Raw genomic sequence first — 21,033 nt, forward strand, 5'->3', positions numbered from 1 at the left:
AACCTGCTTAGCATTTTATTCATTTTTGGACCTGCATATGCATCTGCAATCAAAGGATTACAAGCCGCTTCTGTACATCCGTTACCAAATCCTATAAAAAGTGTAGAAACAAGTAACCCTACATATCCTCCGGCATATATGGTCAATAAGATACCAATAGTATGGGCGACAAATGCAGCTTTCATAATGTTTTTAGGCCCAAAAGTGTGATAAACCAACCCACCAATGATCATAGAGATCGGAAATCCTAAAAAGAACATACTGTTGATAAATCCAAGCTGTTCTGCAGTCAGGTTAAATTGCGCTCCGAGCTGGGGTAAAATACCCGCCCTGATAGAGAAGGTAAAAGCTGTGGTGATCACGGCAAAGCAACTCCCGTTGAATAAGGCACTCTTGTTAATGTTTTCGTTCATAATATAATGGTTATTTGGTTAGCAAAATCATCTTAAGGGATAGATTAAGTGTTTGGAAATATACAATTAATTTGTTTTTTTAAAAATAGTATATTTTTCATTAAGTGTTATTTATTAAACTTGATCTTTCTAAATATACGTTTCGCCATAATTCTGGATGCTTCTGCATTAGGATGTATTTTATCTGGCATAAGTTCAGGCTTATCTATCAACAAAACATGCATATCTAAAACCTCCACTTTATTCTCATTGGCCACATTCATTATTTTTGGGATAATCTGTTTTACAATCACAGGATCCCATATTCCTGCTGTATCCGCTACAAAAGACACTACAGGTAACAGCAATATAATACGTGGATGGGAAGGCAAATCTTTAAAAGATTTAATCATAGCATGGTAATCCTGCTCATATTCATTTAATCTGGATCTGTTAATCAATTTGCTATCATTTCCACCAAGATCAATAACCACAATATCAGGATTACGCTTTAAAGCTTTCTGATACTCATTGGTTTTGTAATATGGTGAATCCCCGTTTCGCAGAAGCGTACAACCACTTACACCATAGTTTTCTACGGCATAACTGCTTCCCAGATATCTTTGAAGCTGAGCCGGAAAGGAGTTTTGCTCCCTGTTTTCCACCATTGCCCCATAAGTTATACTTGCTCCAATGCAGGCTACTTTAGTAACCGCATTAGAGTTAGTATAAAAGCAAAGTGCAAGTAATAGACTAAATAACATTTTCATCTTTTAAATTACTCACTAATGAAAGTATATGTTTTACCAGCAGTGGTATCGAAATCATAAAGAATGGTTTCGTTAATGGATGGCTTATTCAGGTTGGCCTTAGCAGATATAACTGGTGTAGCTATTTTATCAATCTGATAAAACTGATTTGGGTTATCTCCTTTTGCGGGTTTAAGAGAGTTTCCTTTTAGCACATTAGGAACACGTAAGCGACAATTACCACCAAGTTTTGATTTAATGGTAACCTTGCTCAATTTTCCATTTTTCCAGGTGATGTTCTCAATTTCAAAACCTCCTGGAGCTCTTAACCCACTAATACTTCCGTCCTTCCATTCATCAGGCATCGCCGGAAGCAGTTGGATAGAGCCATCGTGGGCCTGTAATAACATTTCAGTAATACCTGCCGTGCATCCAAAATTACCATCTATCTGGAAAGGAGGATGTGCATCAAACAAATTAGGGTACGTTCCCCCGCCACTGTTTTCACCACCTTTATTTAATCCTGTAGGCGTAAGCTGGTTTCTAATTAGTTTATAAGCATGATTACCATCCTGTAATCTGGCCCACAGGTTTACCTTCCATCCCATAGACCATCCTGTAGAAACATCTCCCCTCTGGATCAATGAGGTATGCGCAGCGTCAAACAATTCAGGAGTACGTAAAGGAGAAATCTGATTTGCAGGATACAAACCAAAAAGGTGAGAAACATGCCTGTGTTTGTCATTAGGATCATCCAGATCCTGCATCCATTCCTGCAGTTGGCCGTACTGCCCTACCTGCATTGGGGCAAGCCTATTACGCATGGCCTTAATTTTAGCTACAAGATCTTTATCCGTATTTAGTGCCTCGGCAGCTCTTATGGTGTTAGAGAACAGATCAAACACAAGCTGGTTATCCATAGTTGCACCAGCGGCTATAGATTTACCTTTATGAGCTCTTGGTGCATTTTCTGGCGACATAGAGGGCGATACCACCATCCATTTATGAACTGGTTCTTCTACAAGGAAATCCAAATAAAACTCTGCCGCACCTTTTAATGCCGGGTATACTGTGGCAAGGTATTTTTTGTCTCCGTTATATAAATACTTTTCCCAAACATGGCGACTTAACCACGCTCCGCCCATAGGCCACATTGCAGAATAAATACCATCAACCGGGCCGGTTATTCTCCAAAGATCCGTGTTATGGTGTGTTACCCAACCGCCGGAGCCATACATAACCTTTGCAGTTTCGCGCCCTGTATGAGAAAGGTCTTTTACCATTTCTATCAGCGGGTTATGCATTTCGGTCAGGTTAGTCCCTTCAGCTGGCCAGTAGTTCATTTCAGTATTAATGTTAATGGTATATTTACTTCCCCATGGCGGATCCATTTTATTGTTCCAAATTCCTTGCAGGTTGGCAGGCTGGCCACCTGGCTGAGAAGACGAGATCAATAAATAACGACCAAACTGATAATAAATAGCTGCCAATTGAGGGTCATTGCCATTTGCAAAGTCCTTTAACCTAACATCTGTAGGATTCTTAATAGAATCTGTTTTACCAAGATCAATTTTTACACGGTTAAAATATTTTTGATAAGCTGCAACATGATCCTTCAATAGCTGAGGATAGCTTTTCTTTAATGCAGCATTCAAATAGGTTCCAGAGCGTTTGTTTTCATCAGCACTGATGTCGTTATAGTTCACAAAATTGGTTGCAATAGAAACATATATGGTAACACTGTTCGCTCCTTTAACACTAACCTGATCATCTGATAAAGAAAGCTGTCCACCTTCATTTTTAACTTTTGCTATTGCATTAAATTTAACCTTACCTGGAACGTTCTCTCTGTCGCTGCTTATTCCCGACAAGTGTATTTCATTTGTATTAATAGCTTTAGCAGACCCTTTGTGCTCAGTTGCCATTGATGCGTTAAACGTTATGCTACCTGGCTTACTCGCGGTTAACCTGACTACTATTGCCTGATCTGGTATAGAAGAAAAAATGGTGCGGGTATAATTAACTCCATTAACTACGTAAGTACTTTTAACTACGGCATCAGCAAGATTTAGCTCGCGGTAATAGTTCGAAAAGTTTTCATGCCCCGGAAAGTTCAGATTTAAATCGCCCACTGGCTGATACTTCATTCCGTTGTTCTTTTTAGACTGGATAGCCTTTTCAGCAAGCGCATTGGCTTCCACATATTTATCTTCAAAAAGTAGTTTTCTCACTTCTGGTAAAGCACCCAAAGCATCGGGGTTGTCATTGCGATTTGGGCTCCCACTCCATACTGTAGATTCGTTTAAACTGATCTTTTCGTGGGCAGTATTTCCATAGATCATGGCGGCTAGTCTTCCATTTCCTATTGGAAGAGCAGCTTCCCAAACAGATCCTGCCGGAGATTTATACCATAATTTCAAATCTTTCTCTTGCGAGAATGCAGATATGGTTATGCCCATAAGTAAAGCATAAGCCACAATAATTGTTTTTAGGTTGGTGAACATTGGTTGTTTAATATTTGGTTTGTGTGTAATCTTTTTTACTAATTAATGCATTAGCATTAAAAAAAAATTAATATATGATTAATTCCATTATGGTTTACATTATTGGTTTAGTTTTCATGTTCAAACACATAATTATTACAATCTATACCGTTCCTTATTCCTAAATCCCAATCACTTGGATTGCTTTTCATACTATGAATCTTGTTTAACTACCTCAATCGCATTGGAGAACAATTTACTTTGACTAATGGTGATGTAGGAGAAAATATGGCAGCCATTTTTTATATCTTTATATCTGCAATGTAAATAAGCCTCAAAAGAATCTTACAGTCATGGTGTACAATATTTTAAACGGCGACTCCCTTGCTTATAGTTTTCCAGAAGCAAAAATTGAAGGGGATGTTATTGTTGTTAGAGAAGGTCTTATTGACGGAGAATTATCAGGAGACAACCTACATGACTTTTGGCAATCAAGAGCCAAATACATGAGAATAACTGAAACCGAATACAATAATTCTGTTGTAAAAGAATTTGAAAAAATAATAAATGCACCCGATCATTCAGAGTTTAATCTTTGGTTTGAGTATGACTTGTTTTGTCAAGTAAATATGTGGTTTGTTATTTCAATTATCAATAGTTTGTCAATAAAGAAAAAAGTTTTTGCTGTTTACACTTCTTATTTAGACAAAACCAGTAAACAATTTTGGAATGGCTTTGGATCAGCAAATTCAGATGAACTTAAAGTTTGTTATGCGAATAGACTTCCTTTAAGTGAAGCCGACATAAATTTAGGACAACAATTATGGAAAGCTTACAAAAACGGCAATCTTGAAGAGTTGACAAATCTTTCAAAACATCAATCTTTAGTTTTTCCGTATTTACAAGAAGTAGTGAAGGCGCATGTTGACCGCTTTCCAAAAGATGGCACAACAGGAAGACCTGAAAAAGTTATTGAAGACATCACGAAAAATATTTCTACTGATTTTCATAAAGTGTTCAAAGAATTTTGGAATAGAGAAAGCGTTTATGGTTTTGGTGACGTTCAATTAAAAAGTCTCTATGACAAAGTAATGCACTACCGCTAATATTTGTATGCCACAGACGTAGCCCCCTTAAAGGAACAAAAAACACCAATAATTACTTATTTATTAGGATTTAGTAGATATTTACAGATTATGACAGAACCCCTCGTTTTATATTCAGTAAGTGAGCGTATAGCAACTATTGCTATAAATCGTCCTGAGAAGCGTAATGCATTAAATCCCGATCTTGTTCAGCAGTTAACGGATTCGTTCATCAGCGCATCAGAGGATGATGGCGTAAAAGTGATTGTTTTAAAAGCTAACGGTGCTGTTTTTAGTGCAGGTGCTGATCTGGCTTATTTGCAGCAATTGCAGTTAAATACTTATGAAGAAAACCTTGCCGATTCTGAGAACCTAAAGCGACTGTTTACCACCATTTATTATTTACCTAAGGTTGTCATAGCTCAGGTAGAAGGGCATGCAATTGCCGGAGGCTGTGGACTTGCAACTGTTTGCGACATTACATTTTCTGTTCCTGAGGCCAATTTTGGCTACACTGAAGTAAAACTGGGATTTGTTCCGGCTATAGTATCCTGCTTTTTATTACGCAAAACAAGTGAAACTATTGCTAAAAAAATACTACTGACAGGAAGCCTTTTTTCTGCACAAGAGGCACTTGAGCATGGATTAATAACGTTTGTAACAAACAAAGAAGAGATTAGTCAAAAAGTGAAAGATTTTGCATTAAATTTGTGTAATGAAGCTTCAGCAAATTCGTTAATGGTAACTAAGCAGCTAATCGGGCAGACTACAAATCCTTTATTGGAGAAATGCTTGTCGCTAGCCGTTCAGATAAATGCCAGGGTAAGAGATACTGATGATTTCAAAAAAGGAATTGCCTCTTTCATTAACAAGGAAAAGATAAAGTGGTAATTACCTTTTGATTGTGACAAATGCTAATAGAACTATACTAATACATAAAAAAACTAAAAACCAGAAAATGTTTAAATCAATCAAAACCGGTGTTGTAGCTGTAATTTTAATCAGCACGGCCATTGTTGCTAAAGCTCAAAAAATTGTAGATCAGGGAACATTAACCTTTGGAATTGAGTATCAATTAACAGATGATCAAAAGAAGGTTATAGATCCTTCTGTTCTTCCTTCCGAAAGTAAAGTTCAGTTTAATGGCAATATATCTAAAATTGAAATGGATATGGGCCCTGCAATGATAAAGGTATTTTCTGATGGAGCTGCCAGAACTGCATTAGTACTTATAGATATTCCGGTTGCCCAAAAACAGTATGCGTCTAAAATGTCTAAAGAAGATTTAGACAAACAAACAGGAAACCTGGTATTCAGCGACTTTAAAGCAACAGGCGAAAAACAAACAATCGCAGGCTTTAATTCAGAAAAATACACTTATAAAGATAACAATGGTGCTAACTACGAAGTTTGGGTTACTACCGATTTAAAGGTTACACCGGGTGCTACCCCTCCAGGATTTGATCAGATAAAAGGTACCCCTGTAAAATACACCAACATCAGAGATGGTTTTAAAACAGTAGCAACATTAAAAAGTCTGAAAGAAGAAAAAGTAGGTCCTTTTAGCCTTACTATACCAAGTGGTTATGAAGAAAAAACAATGGCAGAATTAAAAGCTATGCAAGGTGGTGGCCAATAACATAGCGTAAAATGTTAAAAAGCTTCCTGTTTTTTGCACGCTTCTTTCTGTTTTGGCTGTTATTTTTTTTCGTTGACCGCCTTACATTTATCATTATAAATTCAAAAAAACTTGCCATGGTTCCTTTATCGGAAATCATGGCAAGTTTTTATCATGCCCTAAAGCTTGATCTGTCGATGACGGCGTACATACTCGTCATTCCTCTTTTCAGCTATATATACTGGCTCTTAAATGGCCGCAAGGTGGTAGAATTAAAATGGCTTACCATCTATAACAAAATCCTGATCATATTATTCAGCATTGTATCTGTTGTAAATTTCAATATTTACCGGGAATGGGGTAGCAAAATAAACGCAAAAGCTGTTGGTTTTGCCATTTCAACGCCCAACGAAGCACTTGCATCAAGTGCATCCTCTCCTATCGGATTAACGTTATCTTTACTTGTTTTATTGATTGTTATAGGTTTTATTCTGCAACGATGGGTTGTACTTAGGAAACTTAGTTTTAAAGCTAGTCCGATCTGGTTACGGGGAATTGCCGTTATCATATTGGTTTTTTTAAATTTTCTCTTGATACGTGGCGGGTTAGGCGGGTCTCCAATTAATCAAAGCATGGCCTACTTTTCCAAAGAACAGGTTTTAAATCATGCTGCAGTAAATACAGAGTGGAACCTGTTGTCGAGCGCCCTTGCTGCCCGCATGACCAAGAATAACCCTTATAACTATTTAAGCAAGCAAGCAGCCGATGCAAATATTAAGGAACTTTATACTCCGGCAAAGGACACTACCATCAACATACTTACCACTAAACGACCAAATGTAGTTCTGGTAATCATTGAAAGCTTTACTGCAGATCTAACCAAAACACTGGGCAACGAGGATGGTATTACGCCTAACTTTGATACGCTAATACACAAAGGAGTGCTTTTTAGTAATATTTATTCCTCTGGTAGCAGAACTGACAAAGGATTGGTAGCCACATTAGCTGGCTTCCCTACCCTTGCCGCTGGCAGCATAGTAAAATGGCCTGAAAAAATGCAGAAAATTCCCGGCATCTCTCAGCCATTTTTTAAAAACGGGTATCAAACCTCTTTTTTTTATGGTGGAGAATCCGAATTCGACAATTACAAGGCATTTATTTTAAGTCACAATTACCAAAAGTTGATTGACAAAAATAATTTTAAAGGTGGAAAAGTAACCAAATGGGGACAATTTGATGAGGCGGTTTTTGACAGGCAGATTGAGGATCTTAATAAAGAAAAGCAACCTTTCTTCTCTACCCTGCTTACCCTTACCAATCATGAACCTTATGCGCTTCCGGGCAATTACAAGTTTGGACAGGCTGATAACGTTGCAAAATTTAAAAGCACCGCACATTATACCGATTCCTGTATCAACGCTTATTTAAACAATGCAAAAAAAGAAAACTGGTATAAAAATACACTCTTTGTATTTATTGCAGACCATGGTCACCTTTTACCTAAAAATAGTCACGAAATTTATGTTCCTCAACGTTATCATGTACCCTTATTATTCTATGGAGATGTGATTAAAGACGAATGTAAGGGCAAAAAATTTGAAGATGTAGGAAGTCAGGCTGATGTGGCTGCCACAATACTTGGCCAGTTGGATATCAGTGCAAAGGAATTTGTGTGGAGCAAGAACCTCTTAAACCCTTATGCAAAACATTTTGCATTTTTTAGCTGGGATAATGGAATGGGCTTTATTGATAACCAGCAATGTGTTACTTTTGACAATGTGGGGAAGACCATATTATACAACAGCAATCCTAAAGATAAGGACCTAACTTTAAAAACCCTTAACACCGCCAAATCATACCTACAAAACGTTTATCAGCAATTTATAGAACTATAAAAATGAACTTCAAACACATTTTTTTTAAACTGGCTTTAGTCTTAGTTTTAGGACTTTTTGGAAAAGCCAATGCTCAGGATATCAAATGGGCAAAAGATGGCAATTCATACTATGAGGTGAGCCAAGGTGAAATTGTATCAATAAGCCTTCCTCTTAATGAAAGAAAAACCATTGTGAGCCGAAACTTGCTTTATTCAAGCGGTAATACAGGACTTGGTGAGATCAAAAGTTTTGAAATATCTGAAGACGGCACAAAAGTTTTACTTTACACCAATAGTAAAAAGGTTTGGCGCTATGAAACACGTGGAGATTACTTCGTTGCCGATCTGAAAACCAATCAACTTACTCAGGTGGGAAAAGATAAACCTGCCTCTTCGTTAATGTTTGCCAAGTTTTCTCCTGATGGGAATAAGGTTGCCTATGTAAGTAAGCACAACCTATATGTTGATGACTTAACGAGCAAAACGAGTAAAGCCTTAACTACTGATGGTACTGAAAGATTAATAAACGGAACTTTTGATTGGGTATATGAAGAAGAATTTGATTGCAGAGATGGATTCAGATGGAGCCCTGATGGTCAATCTATCGCCTATTGGCAAATTGATGCTACCAAAATCAAAAACTTTTTGATGATAGACAATACAGATTCTATTTATTCTTTTACTATCCCTGTAGAATATCCTAAAGTTGGAGAAAACCCATCGTCATGCAAAGTCGGTATCGTTAATATCGCCTCAGCAAAAACCAACTGGTTAGAAGTACCCGGCGATCAGATCCAAAATTATATTCCTAGAATGGACTGGATCCCTTCTAGCAATGAAGTGATTTTACAACAATTAAACAGAGAACAAAATGTAAGTAAACTATTTGTTGCTGATGCAAGCTCTGGTCAGGTAAAAAATATTTATACCGAAACGGATAAAGCATGGATTGATGTAGCGAAGGGATGGGACTGGATAAATGACGGAAAAGAGTTTATTTGGATGAGTGAAAGTGATGGCTGGCGTCACCTTTACCGCATCAGTAAAGATGGTAAAAAGCATACGCTGATTACACAAGGTAATTACGATGTTATCGAGAAATCATTAATAGATGAGAAAAACGGTCAGATCTATTTTATTGCCTCTCCAACAAATGCTACCCAGAAATATTTGTTTAAGACTAAGCTTAGCGGTGGAAAAGCAGAAATGGTTACCCCTTCTATACTAAAAGGTACCCACTCTTACGAGATATCTCCAAATGGAGTATTTGCGCGCCATACTTACCAAAGTGCTTCAGTACCTCCAATTACGGAATGGATGAAACTTACCACCTTAAATCCATTGACCATGGAAGGTAGTGTTACCAATCAGCTTGGACGAATGAGACCGCCAAAGAACAAAGTGGAATTCTTTAAAGTAACTACTGAAGATGGAATTGAATTGGATGGCTGGATGAAGAAACCGGATAATTTTGACCAGACAAAAAAGTACCCGGTTGTATTTTATGTTTACGGTGAGCCTGCTTCGCAAACTGTAACCGATACTTATGGTGCAGGTCGCAACTGGCTTTATGCTGGTGACATGCCTAAAGATGGCTACATCTATATTTCTGTTGAAAACAGAGGCGCCCCTGCTCCCAAAGGCAGAGAATGGCGTAAAAGTGTTTTCCAAAAAATAGGTACCTTAAATATTCGCGACCAGGCTATGGCTGCAAAAAAAATAATGGAATGGCCGTTTGTAGATAAAAACAGGGTAGCTGTTTGGGGATGGAGCGGTGGCGGCTCATCAACCTTAAACTTAATGTTCCAGTATCCGGAAATATACAAAACCGGCATCGCTATTGCAGCAGTAGGAAATCAGTTAACTTATGATAATGTGTATCAGGAAAGATATATGGGATCTCCATTAAAAACTAAAGAGGCCTATGTTAAAGGCTCTCCTATCACTTACGCTAAAAACCTACAAGGCAAGCTTTTATACATACATGGAACCGGTGACGACAATGTGCATTACCAAAATGCAGAGATGCTGATTAATGAACTAATCAAGAATAGAAAAGTATTTCAACTGATGTCGTACCCTAACAGGACCCATAGCATTAACGAAGGCGAAGGCACATCTGAGCACCTTGCGCTTACTTACACCGAATTCTTACAAAGGAATTGTCCTCCGGGAGGCAAATAATGTAAAGAAGTGACTGTATCATTAATACGATCGCAAAACAAATAGCATGATTTAGATTAATGATACAGTCTCTTTTTTAAAACCTTTTTGACCTGTATATCGTTTATATAATTGGGACATTTACAAGACAAAAACACCCAAAAAATACTGCATATTTGCCCAAAATCATGTAAAAAAGAAGATAGCATACATTTTTTTGTGCTTCCGAATGTTAGTTTTGCATAATTATGGCTCATAATTTGATAGTGTGTGATCGCTATCAGAAACCTGATAATAACACTCTAAATCGAACAATAGATATTAAGGCATATACATGGAGAAAAAAGCTGAGAGCCAGGAAACCTTAAATGATGAAGTAAAAACTCCTGGTAAGTTATCCAGGACGTTTATAACGCTTTATGACGTTTTTCAGTTTATTGGACGCTTCTTTAAAGAAGGCTTCTTGCCTCCTTACGAGGGAAAAGAACTAATGAAACAGTGTTATGACATTGGCTATCGTTCTTTAGCGTTGATCTCTTTAACCGGATTTATTACAGGTATCGTATTTACAAAGCAATCCAGACCGTCGCTTGCTGAATTTGGCGCCACTTCATGGCTTCCATCATTAGTAGGTATTGCACTGCTACGAACATTAGCGCCATTACTAACTTCGCTTATAGCAGCAGGAAAAGTAGGATCTAGTATTGGCGCCGAGCTGGGCTCAATGAGGGTTACAGAACAAATAGATGCTATGGAAGTATCGGCAACCAATCCATTCAAATTTCTGGTAACAACAAGGGTGCTTGCATCAACAATTACGATTCCTATTCTTACCTTTTATACCGCTATGGTTGGAATGCTGGGCGCATTACTAAATGTTTCTCTAAGTGAAGGCACAAGCGCAAAGGCATTCTTTCAATCGTCTCTTGAATCGATTACCTTTTTAGACATTACCGCGTCTACTATTAAAGCCGTGATATTTGGTTTTACAATTGGAATGGTGGGTTGCTACCAGGGATATAATTCATCAAAAGGAACTGAAGGTGTAGGTAAAGCGGCGAATTCGGCAGTGGTTATTGGTATGTTCCTTATATTTATCGAGGAAGTAGTTTCCGTACAGTTTTTTGGTTTATTCAGGACTTAATTTTTAAACTATGAAAGAAAAGAAGCCCTTGTCTGAACAAGAAAAAGTAATAGAAATTAATGGCCTGTATAAGTCTTTCGGCAATTACCATGTACTGAGGGGAGTAGATTTAGAACTTTATAAGCGCGAAAACCTGGTTGTGCTTGGAAAGTCAGGTACGGGTAAATCTGTATTGATAAAAATTGTGGTCGGCCTATTAACCCCAGACCATGGGGATGTTAGGGTACTTAACCAGCATGTTGATCAGATCACTTATAAAGAACTGCTTGCTTTAAGATTAAAAGTAGGATTTTCATTCCAAAACAGTGCATTGTATGATAGTATGACTGTTAGAGAAAACCTGGTTTTCCCTTTAATCAGAAATCAGAAAAAGTTAACAAAGGGAGAAATAACCAGTGCGGTTGAAGAGATGCTGGATGCAGTTGGACTACTCCATACCATTAACCAGATGCCTTCGGAATTATCAGGCGGCCAAAGAAAAAGGATAGGTATTGCCAGAACATTGATCTTACGGCCTGAAATTATGCTTTATGATGAACCTACAGCCGGACTTGATCCGATAACCTGTTTGGAAATCAATAGCCTGATTAATGAAGTACAGGAGCGCTTTCATACCAGTTCGATCATCATTACCCATGATTTAACCTGTGCAAAAGCAGTTGGTAATAGAGTAGCGATGTTACTGGATGGCAAATTTGAGCGTCAGGGTACTTTCGAAGACGTGTTTAATACAAATGATGAACGGGTAAAACCATTTTACGATTACAATTTTATTCAATAGAAATTATGCAGGCAACAGACACACGCCGTAAGATTATAGTTGGAGCGTTTATTCTCCTGGGCATAGCGATATTTATTTTAGGGGTTTTCACATTGGGAAGTCAGAAAAAAGCATTCGTAAAGAGCTTTACAGTTGATGTTGTTTTCAACGATATTCAAGGACTTAAAACCGGTAATAATGTATGGTTTTCCGGTGTAAAAATAGGCACAATAAAAAAGATCCAATTTTATGGTACTTCACAGGTACAGGTTTTCCTTAATATTGAAGAAGAAGCACACAAATACATTCATAAGGATGCATCTGCCAGCATTAGTTCTGATGGACTAATTGGGAATAAAATCATCGTAATTACAGGTGGAACGCCAAAGTTCCCATTTGTAGAGGATGGAGACAGGCTAAGAGTGAATACCACTTTATCGACAGACGACATCATGAAAACATTCCAGGTGAACAACAAAAACCTGGTAGAGGTAACTTCCGATTTTAAGATTCTTGCCAAAAGCCTTGTTGAAGGAAAAGGCACAGCAGGCGCACTACTTACCGACGAACAGATAGCTACTGATTTTAAAGCGATTGTGGTAAACTTGAAGAACACCACAGCATCGGCAAACAAGATGGCAGCAGAATTGGATAAATTCTCAAAAACATTAAATACAAAAGGTGGTTTGGCCGACAAACTGCTTACTGATACTGCTGTTTTTGCCAAACTTCAGGCCTCTGTAAACGAATTACAGAAAACGGCAAGTTCAGCAGCCACACTTACAGAAAACCTGAATAAAGCATCTGGAAAATTAACACAGACAGACAATGCAGTTGGTGTATTGCTAAATGATCAAAAGACTGCTGAGCAGGTAAAATCAATTATGCTAAACATGGAAACCAGCAGCAAAAAGCTAGATGAAAATCTGGAAGCATTACAACATAATTTTCTTTTAAGAGGCTTCTTTAAAAAGAAAGCCAAAGCGGAAGCCGCGGCAGCAGAAACTAAAAAAGAATAATACCAGCCATTGAGGCTATCTAAAGTATATTTTAAAAGTAGTTCCCTTATTTACAACACTACTTACTGTTACTTTACCTCCCATGGCATCAATCTGATTCTTTGTAATAAAAAGCCCTACTCCTTTTGAGTCGGGCTTTTTATTAAAGGTCTTATACAATCCATAAAGTTCTTCGCCATATTTCTCCAAGTCTATTCCTATCCCGTTATCAGAAATCTGTAAAACAGTTTGGGAGTCCTCAATAAAGGAATCCAATTCAACAACCGGATTTCTGTCAGGATGGCTATATCTGATCGAATTAAAAATAAAATTTAATAAAATACTTTCCAGATAGGCAGGATTATAATTCACAATAACATCCTTAGGAACATTATTTTTAATAATGGCATTTTTTAAAACGATTTGATCATTCAATATATCAATGGTTTTATTAATGTAATTACTCAAACTTAGCCGCTCTTTTATCACATCTATACTGGTTTGGATGCTAACTACTTTATTCAAATTCAGCATGGTTTCATTTAACAGGCCTGATACAGTTTTAAGTACTTCAATCAGCTCAATCCTTTCCTCTTCAGAACTGGTCTGCCCTATTAAATTGGTAATAGCCTGAATATTAGAAGTATGCGATCTTAAGTTATGAGAAACGATATACGAAAAATTCAGGAGCCTTTTATTTTGCTCTGTAACCAGGTTAAATGAATGATTTAAGGCATCCTGGGCATGTTTATTCTCTCCCACATCAATCATTATACCCCTTAATAAAACTGGGTTATTATTCTCAGAGATTACGTTTACAATATCTCTTAGCCACACTATTGTCCCGTCCTTAGCAATCATCCTGTATTCAAAGTCATGCTGAATATTTTTTCTGGTAGAAACAGTACAATATTCAATAGCCCAGTCTTTATCATCAGGGTAAATGTGATCGGCCCAGAAAGTTGGAGACGACAACCATTCCTCAACAGAATAGCCTAAAATATCTTCAACCTTTTTGCTAATAAATGTAAATTCAAAAGTATTGGGGTCTGCTTCCCATACAATCCCATCAATGGTATTTATTAAAGATTCGATTCTCAATTGAGAATCCAGAACGATCTTTTCAGCAGCCTTCCGATCAGTAACATCCTCAATAATTACAATGTGGTTGGTTGGTTCACCATTATCATTCCACAAAGGTGTTTCCACAATATTACACCACTTTGTGTACCCCTCTTTGTGCAGATATTTTTTTTGAACTCTATATTCTTTAACACTTCCATTATTAAAATACTTAACATCGGCCCTCACTCCATTTGGGTGATTTGGGAGGGTTATGTTTTGAAAGCTCAAATTCAGCAATTCAGATTCTTTATACCCCAGTATATCACATAATTTCTTGTTCACCTGTAAAAACCTACCATCAGTTGGGGTTACTAAAGCTATACCAATAGCTGCCTGATCAAATATTGTTTTAAATTTTGTTTCTGTATTTATCAGTTTCAATTGCTGACTATCTACCAGGTTCTGTAGCTCAGTAGTTTTTTTAACTACCTGAACAACCAGCAAACTGGATAAAATGGCCAAACCAATACCAAAAAGCAAAGGATATATCAATTGAAAAGGGATTATCCTTTGGTGAGCGTTAATAACATAAAGCTTCCAATTGGTGCCAGCAAAAGATGTAGATTGATGATCTTGACCAAGAAAGTCCCTATCGCCTTTTAAAAAAAACTCCTCTTTTCCGGTAGCTATATCAACATTTGAAAATTGAAAGTAAAAATTATTGTTTTTATTATTATAAACACCAATACTATTAAAGAACGCATCTTGCTTAATCACTACAGCAGAAAAGCCCCAGAACCTATTTTCGCGGTATATCGGTAATCGGCCAACAATCCCCATTCCTCCTTGCTGTAATTCGTAAGGGCCGGCATAATACATCATTTTTGAGGCTATCGATTTGGTAGCCATTAACCTTGATTCTTCAGATTTTTTAAAAAGATCCAGATTCAATGCCAATTCATTGCCTTTCTTTGGATAGAGATACTTTATGATACCGTTAGGTAATAATTCTAACGCCTTATAATCAGAGTTGGATGCTATTAATCTATCCGCAACAGCATCAAAATTCTTTGGAATGCCCTTATCATTTAAGGTCATAGCAAGTGTTAAAGTAGCAGTATAGCCATTGTTCAATACCAATTGAACATTCTGCTTTACTACATTAAGTGCATTGGCCATCTCCAGGCGCCTACCCTCTTTAATTATCTGATATCTCTGAATTACCAATAAGCCTATCAGCAATAGCAAAAAAAAGAACACACACAAGCCAATCACTTTGGGCTTGCCTGACAGCCACCCAATACACGCTGTAAATTTTTCTTTGAGACGCATCGCTTGTTCTTAAACAAATATAACTTTTTACTAACAAACTATTATCCAAGTTTATTTACTTTAGTAGCTATAAAAGCATATATGATTTTTTTAGAAAACGAACATATAAAAGCATCTTTAACAACTAAAGGTGCAGAACTACAAAAGCTAACGAGCAAAGAAACAGGCAGGAACTACTTATGGGATGGTAATTCGGATTATTGGGGTAAGTTTAGTCCTATACTTTTTCCAATAGTAGGCGCCATTAAAAATAACACTTACCTATTTGAGGGTAAAGAATATACACTACCACGACATGGTTTTGCAAGAGACAATCAATTTGAAGCTGAACAGATCAGTAACACAGAAGTTGTATTTACGCTTATCCAAAACGAAGAAACTCTAAAGGTTTATCCCTTCGATTTTAAACTAAAGCTGCACTATAAAATTACTGATGCAAGTTTATCCTGCACTTATATTGTTTTAAATCCAGGGAATAAAGAACTTCTTTTTTCAGTTGGCGGACATCCGGCCTTTGCCATACCAACCAATGAGCATATAAGCTACGATGATTATTTTTTAGAATTCAATAAGGACGAAAATCTTGTTTATTACAAAATCAATAGTGATCTGATTGATGAAGAAACCGAAATAATACATCTGCAGGATCACTCCTTACCCCTTAGTCATCAGCTTTTTTATAAGGATGCGCTGGTATTTAAAACGCTTAAAAGTGACTGTATATCAATTAAGAACCATAAAGACTCACATGGTTTACATTTTACCTTTAAGGATTTTCCGTTTTTTGGGATCTGGGCGGCTAAAGATGCAGATTTTGTGTGCCTGGAGCCGTGGTGTGGTATTGCCGATGGAATAAACCACAATCAGAACCTTAAAGATAAAGAAGGAATTATAGCACTGCCTCCAAAAGGGAACTGGGAACGCAGCTGGTCTATTGTGTGTTTTTAATCCTGTAAGGGCAATTCAACTATAAATGTAGAGCCTTTATCATGGCCATCACTTTCGGCCCAGATGCTGCCTCCGTGCGCCTCAACCAATACTCTTACTATAGAAAGGCCTAAACCAGTTGAGTTTTCGCCACCCGTAGGTTGTGCACTTAACCTGGTAAAACGTTGATACAACCTATTTTTGTCATCATCTGTAAGCCCCTGTCCCTCATCCTTTACCTCTATACGAACCTTATCTGGTAATTTCTTAACACGCACTTCTATATTTGTATTTGCCGGGGAATACTTGATTGCATTATTAATCAGATTATCCAGTATTTCCGACAATTTACCCTCATCGCCTAACAATATTACATCGTCCTGAGCGATAAAATTTAAGGTCTGATCCTTTCTTTCTGCAAGCGGGAGATTCATAGAAACCACATTGCTAACCAGAGACGATAAATTCAGTTTAATCAGTAGCAACTGCACTTTACCTGCCTCTGCAGTACCGGAAAGCAGCAATTCATCAATAATACGAACCATATTTAAGCTGGCAGTTTTTATCTGTTCGCACATCTTGTCTACCATTTCCGGATCACCCTTTTTTAGTTTTATTAGATCTGCCCGCACAGGTATAGTAGTTAGCGGGTTTTTCAAATCATGTGCGGTAGTATTTAAGATTTGATTATGTTGTATTGCTGCAAGCCTTGATGCAAGCTTAACCTCAATCTGATCCATAACAAGATCCCTTAAATCACTTAAAATTGATTCTTCTTCAGGGCCAAATTTTCTTGGTTCACTATCAATAATGCAAAAAGCACCAAGGTTATAATTATCTGTCGTTTTTAGTGGAAGTGCTGCATAAAACCTCACGTCAAGGTTGCCCAGCGTCATCGAAGTATCTTCTATTGTGTATAAACCTTCAGAAAGCACTGCATTTGCACAAAGACCAACTTCGCGGCTTACCTCCTTAATATCTATACCATATTTTGATTTGAACCAGATTCTATCTTTATCAACAATACTAATAATAGCTACCGGCACATTAAATAGTTTTGCAGCTAATCTTGTTAGCTTATCAAAAGAACCATCAGGTGGAGTATCCAGAATTTCATAGCGGTGTAAGGCTTTTATTCGCTCTTCCTCAATTGAGAATTTACTTTGACTTAATTCTATGGCCATTTGAGACTAAATTGGAATTCATAAATTGGCTGTCAGTGCAATATAATACAATTCCAGATTAAACTGAAAGTTTATATTATTTAATTACAACGGTTTTTTTACTGGTCGAGTATGCATTAAAGACTCCCAGGGCTTTGTTATTAAAATTAGAAGGCGGATTAGCTGGTGCTACCGGCGGGCCACCTGCACCAGAATTTTGCCCTAAGCTATAAAAGTACTTGTAAACATTTCTATCAATGCATTGAAATTCAACCTCAATGGTATCTCCGCGAACCAGATCATTCAGGTCATAAAATATCACATTTGCGGCTTTATTACCATCATCAAATCGATCCTCACTTACTGCATCCTCCTCTATCTTACCTTTTACAGTTAAAATATATCGGTATTGATTTTGAATATCTTTTGGGTCATTATAATTAGCTGCCACATAAGTATTCTTTTCCCCAAAAAAACTAAAATCCTTAAAAGTCAATGAATCAAGTGGAACTTTAACTGGCATGGTAGAGCTGGCTGTATAAATTTTACCTTCGTAAGTAACATCTAATGTGTACTTCTTACCCGACTGCCCTCTAAATTTAGGACTTTGATACACACCTTTAGATACCTCAACATATTCCATAGTAGTTCCTTCTTCATTTCTCACGATCACTTTTGCACCCGAAACCGAATTAAATCTGTTGGGATCAGTAAAATCATATGTTTTAGAAACCATTATCAAATGGTTTTCAACTTTATCGCTAAGCCCTCCGTATATCACCAGTTGTGGCGCTGCATTGTCTAGCTTTAGATTGATCACTTTTTCGCATCCAGCCAGCACAAATAAAACAGCTAAAACACCTAAAACCCCAAGTATATCTCTCTTTTTCATCTCATTAAAATTTGAAATTCCAGGTTACCGACGGAATTATGCCAAACAAAGTTGTACGTACTACCTGCGTTGTGGAAACATCATCAGGATTATCCTTAAAATCAATTGAAAATGCATTATGGCGATTGTATACATTATAAATACCAAATGACCAGCTCGACTGAAGCTTCCTCCCAGGTTTTCCTTCAAGTGTAGCAGAAAGATCTAAACGATGATACGCGGGCGTACGGTAGCCATTTTTTTCTGTGTAATAAAATGCTGTACGGCCATTTATTTGATATTTACCACTTGGATAAGTAACTGCATTGCCTGTATTGTAAACAAAAACCGAAGAAAAGGTCCACCTGGATCCGGCCTTATAAATCCCAACAAGTGATAAATCGTGCGTCCTGTCTTGTTTCGCATAAAACCATTTCCCATCATTTATTGCATCAAATTGGCGTTGTGTTCTGGACCAGGTATAACCAATCCATCCATTAAACTTGCCAAATCTTTTCTTTAAAAAAAGTTCAATACCATAAGCCCTGCCATCACCAAAAAGTAAGTCAGCCTCAACATTTCCATTCCCTCTAAGATCAGTTCCACTTCTATATTCTATCTGATTTTGCATCCATTTATAGTACAACTCCGCTGAAAACTCATAATTATTGTCGCTAAAGTTTCTGAAATAACCTGCAGCAATCTGATCCGCAATTTCTGGTTTAACATTGTTACTGTTCATGATATAAAGATCAGTTGGAGATGTTGATGTTGAATTAGACATCAGATGGATATTTTGAATATTCCTGGTATATGCGATTTTTAAAGAGCTTGAGGGTGTTAACTGATAGCTAGCAGAAATTCTTGGTTCCAGATTAAAATAATTTTCTACCACCTCGCCCGCTTTATATGATGTTGTACTGGTGGTATTTCCATCTGCATCATATGTTTTAAAGTTACCTGGCCCTAATAAAGAGAACCCGCTTAACCTAAGTCCGTAAGCCAGGTTCATCTTTTCATTAACAGCCCATTCATCCGATAAGTAGGCAGCAAGCTCCAGTCCTTTGCGGTTTTCGTAGGTGGTTGCATTTACACTCGACGACTCGCTTGCAGTAAGTTTGCCCGGTGCAATGGTATGATGAATGGCATTTACACCAAACTTTAAACTGTGACTACTACTTAAACTGTATTCAAAGTCTTGTTTTAAATTAAAATCTTTAATAGAAGAGTTCACTTGAAAATCATTGTCTTCCATAAAATTCTGAATTACATAGTTATAGTTGCTATAAATCAGGGAAGTATTTGAAAACAATCTGTCGCTATACAGGTGGTTCCAGCGCAGGGTAAACGTAGCATTACCCCAATTAAAACCAAAAGCCTCTGATATTCCAAGTTTATCGCGTCCAAAATAACCCGACAAGTACAAGGTGTTCTTCTCATTTAACTGGTAATTTGCTTTGGCATTTACATCATAAAAATAAAGCGTATTGCCGTTTATCGAACTATCTGGCGACAAGGCTAAAAAAGCATCGAGGTAGGTTCTGCGGGCACTAATCATAAATGAACCTTTATCCTTAACAATTGGTCCTTCTACCTTTAACCTGGATGAGATCAAACCTATACCACCCTCTGCCGTATAATCCTTACGATTTCCATCATTCATCTTAATATCCAGTACAGAAGCCAATCTGCCGCCATATTGTGCAGGCATTCCTCCCTTATAAACACTTACATCTTTAATCGCATCAGAATTGAAAGTCGAAAAGAATCCAAGCAAGTGCGAAGCATTATATACCGGGGCTTCATCCAGTAATATTAAATTCTGATCGGTAGATCCACCCCTAACATAGAATCCACTATTGCCCTCTCCTGCCGATTTAATTCCGGGCAGCAATTGCAACGTTTTAAGCACATCACGTTCTCCAAGCAAAACAGGCACATTGTTAATTTCTCTGATATTGATTCTCTGAAGGCCCATTTGCGGACTGCTCACATTATCATTTTTCTTTTCGGCGGAAATAACCACCTCGTTTAACTGATTATCTTCTGAAAGAACAAAGTTCTGCCTGACGTTCCGTGAAATTGTAATTGATTGTTTAACCGTTTTATAACCAATAAAACTTATTGAAAGCTCATAAATCCCTTCTGTTGCACTCAAAGAATAAAATCCATATGCATTAGTTCCAGCACCAATGGTTGTTGAACCGGTAAGCTTAACACTGGCACCTATTAATGTTTCACCGGTTCCGGAATCGGTAACTATACCGCTAATCGTAAATTTATTTTGAGAAAAAGCAAATTGACAACAACATATAAATAATAAAAGTAGTGGTACAAATCTCTTTGTTATTGGCATATAAATACTTAGTCTTTCGTAAAAATAGAAAAGATAATCTATTCCATCACT

Annotated in this window: 16 protein-coding genes; 9 read left to right on the plus strand and 7 right to left on the minus strand. The window is 37.3% G+C overall.

Annotated features, from left to right (window positions below; genetic code table 11):
* The 3 genes from HQN86_RS00590 to HQN86_RS00600 form a co-directional block, all read right to left on the minus strand.
* Positions 1 to 413 (minus strand): MFS transporter (locus HQN86_RS00590; protein WP_172659107.1); only part of this gene is annotated, 413 nt, incomplete at its 3' end.
* A 107-nt stretch (positions 414 to 520) separates the two neighbouring features.
* Positions 521 to 1,156, minus strand: coding sequence for a GDSL-type esterase/lipase family protein (locus HQN86_RS00595; protein ID WP_172659119.1), 636 nt, complete (start codon positions 1,154 to 1,156; stop codon positions 521 to 523).
* Between the two features lie 14 nt (positions 1,157 to 1,170).
* Complete coding sequence (locus HQN86_RS00600; RefSeq protein WP_172659120.1) at positions 1,171 to 3,645, minus strand: glycoside hydrolase family 95 protein; 2,475 nt, start codon at positions 3,643 to 3,645, stop codon at positions 1,171 to 1,173.
* 332 nt (positions 3,646 to 3,977) lie between these two features.
* Between HQN86_RS00600 and HQN86_RS00605 the strand changes: the two genes are divergently transcribed.
* The 8 genes from HQN86_RS00605 (at position 3,978) to HQN86_RS00640 (ending at position 13,289) form a co-directional block, all read left to right on the plus strand.
* The gene (locus HQN86_RS00605; protein WP_172659122.1) at positions 3,978 to 4,730 is read left to right on the plus strand and encodes a DUF1835 domain-containing protein; all 753 of its coding nucleotides are present in this window, start codon (positions 3,978 to 3,980) and stop codon (positions 4,728 to 4,730) included.
* Between the two features lie 90 nt (positions 4,731 to 4,820).
* On the plus strand, positions 4,821 to 5,600 hold the full coding sequence (locus HQN86_RS00610; protein WP_172659124.1) for an enoyl-CoA hydratase/isomerase family protein: 780 nt from the start codon (positions 4,821 to 4,823) through the stop codon (positions 5,598 to 5,600).
* 67 nt (positions 5,601 to 5,667) lie between these two features.
* Positions 5,668 to 6,348 (plus strand): hypothetical protein, encoded by a 681-nt coding sequence (locus tag HQN86_RS00615; RefSeq protein ID WP_172659125.1) that lies wholly within the window; start codon positions 5,668 to 5,670, stop codon positions 6,346 to 6,348.
* Positions 6,349 to 6,464: 116 nt separating this feature from the next.
* Positions 6,465 to 8,222, plus strand: a complete 1,758-nt coding sequence (locus tag HQN86_RS00620; RefSeq protein WP_246269366.1) for an LTA synthase family protein — start codon at positions 6,465 to 6,467, stop codon at positions 8,220 to 8,222.
* A 2-nt stretch (positions 8,223 to 8,224) separates the two neighbouring features.
* The gene (locus tag HQN86_RS00625; protein WP_172659128.1) at positions 8,225 to 10,387 is read left to right on the plus strand and encodes a S9 family peptidase; all 2,163 of its coding nucleotides are present in this window, start codon (positions 8,225 to 8,227) and stop codon (positions 10,385 to 10,387) included.
* A 313-nt stretch (positions 10,388 to 10,700) separates the two neighbouring features.
* A complete protein-coding gene (locus HQN86_RS00630; protein WP_172659129.1) occupies positions 10,701 to 11,510 on the plus strand; it encodes an MlaE family ABC transporter permease in 810 nt (269 codons plus the stop codon).
* A 10-nt stretch (positions 11,511 to 11,520) separates the two neighbouring features.
* A complete protein-coding gene (locus HQN86_RS00635; protein WP_172659130.1) occupies positions 11,521 to 12,291 on the plus strand; it encodes an ABC transporter ATP-binding protein in 771 nt (256 codons plus the stop codon).
* A 5-nt stretch (positions 12,292 to 12,296) separates the two neighbouring features.
* A complete protein-coding gene (locus tag HQN86_RS00640; protein ID WP_172659131.1) occupies positions 12,297 to 13,289 on the plus strand; it encodes an MlaD family protein in 993 nt (330 codons plus the stop codon).
* 15 nt (positions 13,290 to 13,304) lie between these two features.
* Here HQN86_RS00640 and HQN86_RS00645 read toward each other — a convergent pair whose 3' ends face one another.
* Positions 13,305 to 15,665, minus strand: coding sequence for a sensor histidine kinase (locus HQN86_RS00645; protein ID WP_172659132.1), 2,361 nt, complete (start codon positions 15,663 to 15,665; stop codon positions 13,305 to 13,307).
* A gap of 81 nt (positions 15,666 to 15,746) precedes the next feature.
* Between HQN86_RS00645 and HQN86_RS00650 the strand changes: the two genes are divergently transcribed.
* The gene (locus HQN86_RS00650; protein ID WP_172659133.1) at positions 15,747 to 16,613 is read left to right on the plus strand and encodes an aldose 1-epimerase family protein; all 867 of its coding nucleotides are present in this window, start codon (positions 15,747 to 15,749) and stop codon (positions 16,611 to 16,613) included.
* On the opposite strand, the gene HQN86_RS00655 is transcribed toward HQN86_RS00650, so the two are convergent.
* From HQN86_RS00655 to HQN86_RS00665, 3 genes are all read right to left on the minus strand, one after another.
* Positions 16,610 to 17,776, minus strand: a complete 1,167-nt coding sequence (locus tag HQN86_RS00655; RefSeq protein ID WP_172659134.1) for a GAF domain-containing sensor histidine kinase — start codon at positions 17,774 to 17,776, stop codon at positions 16,610 to 16,612. The genes HQN86_RS00650 and HQN86_RS00655 overlap by 4 nt on opposite strands.
* Before the next feature lie 76 nt (positions 17,777 to 17,852).
* Positions 17,853 to 18,647, minus strand: a complete 795-nt coding sequence (locus tag HQN86_RS00660; protein WP_172659135.1) for a DUF4249 domain-containing protein — start codon at positions 18,645 to 18,647, stop codon at positions 17,853 to 17,855.
* Between the two features lie 4 nt (positions 18,648 to 18,651).
* Positions 18,652 to 20,982 carry a TonB-dependent receptor gene (locus HQN86_RS00665; protein ID WP_172659136.1) on the minus strand — a complete coding sequence of 777 codons (2,331 nt, stop codon included), beginning with the start codon at positions 20,980 to 20,982 and terminating at the stop codon, positions 18,652 to 18,654.
* Positions 20,983 to 21,033 lie beyond the last annotated feature (51 nt).

Source organism: Pedobacter panaciterrae, assembly GCF_013204795.1.
Lineage (GTDB): Bacteria > Bacteroidota > Bacteroidia > Sphingobacteriales > Sphingobacteriaceae > Pedobacter > Pedobacter panaciterrae.